General features: G+C 35.7%; 2 protein-coding genes and 1 pseudogene. All 3 read right to left on the reverse strand.

The window, feature by feature from the left end:
* Nucleotides 1-570, reverse strand: a pseudogene (locus ACF08W_RS35050) (hypothetical protein); the annotation flags it as partial.
* Between the two features lie 571 nt (nucleotides 571-1,141).
* A complete protein-coding gene (locus ACF08W_RS35055) occupies nucleotides 1,142-1,291 on the reverse strand; it encodes a toxin-antitoxin system HicB family antitoxin (RefSeq protein ID WP_350502499.1) in 150 nt (49 codons plus the stop codon).
* 287 nt (nucleotides 1,292-1,578) lie between these two features.
* Nucleotides 1,579-1,796: hypothetical protein (locus tag ACF08W_RS35060; RefSeq protein ID WP_350889369.1), on the reverse strand; the 218-nt coding region annotated here is incomplete at its 5' end.

A 1,796-nucleotide genomic window follows, 5' to 3' on the forward strand; every position in this document is an offset into this window, starting at 1 on the left:
CGTCAAAATATACTCTTCAGGCTTCTTTAACCCTCTACTCGAAAAATAAGACTTCTCTCCAAGTAATCTTTCGTCAATATTATCCTTTATCATATATTTCGTTATATAAGCCCCTACATTGTCCACGTGGTCTATTTTATTTATTTTAACAAACCCATGACCCCAGATGTCCGATAGAACGTCTACAGGCGTGTAAGGAAGGTTATAGACCAATAGGTGATAATGTATAGCCCCTCGTTTCTGAAACTCAATTACAGCAGTGTATTTTAGTTTTATTTTTAAAGTGTAATTCAGCCTTTGGATAAACTTTTTGAAGTTATAGTTAGATTGTTTTATGTCCTGCATGTTTTCAGCATATGTAAGTGTGAAAAATTTCGGTTGCTCGTTCCACGCATTTGCATTGGCATTTGCTTGGTTAAACACTTGCTTCCTTGCACGATATAACACATCAGACCTGTTCTTCATCTTTGTTTCAGCATCATTTATCCAATCATGATCAGACTGTTTTTTCCTACCAGCATTTTCACGAACTGCATCTTTACCTGTTGCTACCTCTTTCTCGTAGCTCAATAATTCCCATACACCGCCACTTTTTATTAGTTTGTGACGATACCTCAATTATAAAATACCTCTCTTCCTTGTCTAAATTTTTCTGCTTATTAATCGCTATAATCAAGTTAAGTAAGAAACAGAAATAGCGATTAAATATTAACCTATTTTTCTATCAGATTTAAACGGAAATATAAATCCTAAATCTACTAGAATTGTACCACTAAATTCGCCGCAGCCGGTTATTACTTTTCTATCAACTCCTGAAATTTTATAAAAGAATCCTGGTTGCAAAATGATAGTTTGTTTTAGTGCGTGTAATGTAACCACCATTACTTTTGTGTCTTCGGTTTTGTAATAAGAAATATTAAACATGTGCTCGTCCTCTTTTCTTGTTTTTTTAGTTGCGCTTCACCATCACCACTGCGTAGATCTACTCCATGAATCCTTGACTCGGAACCTTTGCGACCCAGATTACTTGCCACCGTCGCCACCTTCTAGAAATCTTTAATGTGGCAAACCGAACTAGGTTATCAGAGTCGCCTTTCCAAGTAAAGGAACCGCTACGCTTTCACTACGTAGAACTACTCCGTTAAAACTCTTTATCGTCTTTATATTCGCTCAGTATGTATGAAATCAAAGCGTTGACCGACATACCTCTCTTTTCAGCTTCTTTTTTTAACCATTCGTGTAGGTCTTCAGTAAGCCTTAGAGAAAAAACCGCTTTTCCCAATAACTTCACCTCCTTATGGTATCATTATAGTATCAAAGTGGTATCATGTCAATACCATAATGGTTAGTGTTATTTCTCTCGGTCTTTTATAAATAAAATAAATCCGCCTTGCGGTGTCGGGGGCCCCAACTGGAGTCACCCCACCCACACGCAAAAGGGCGGATTTTATATTTTCAAGGAAATTAAATAAGGACCCCATTATAGGAGTCCCATTGTCAAAGTTTGAACACTTTACCCGCTATTAGAAAACGGTAAAGTCATAGTATTTTTATTTTCTATGTGTTAAAATAGCGCTGTTAACTTTTGCGATTTAAGTTAATTTGTATCTTATGAATATTGCCTAGATATTCATTTTCATAGTTTTTGGAATATGTTATATATTCGTCATGAGACTTTAGCAGAGTCTCTTTTTCTTTTTCCGTCAAAATATACTCTTCAGGCTTCTTTAACCCTCTACTCGAAAAATAAGACTTCTCTCCAAGTAATCTTTCGTCAATATTATCCTTTATCATAT

Origin of the sequence: Streptomyces sp. NPDC015144, assembly GCF_043079735.1 — a bacterium.
In the GTDB taxonomy this organism is placed as follows: Bacteria; Actinomycetota; Actinomycetes; order Streptomycetales; family Streptomycetaceae; genus Streptomyces.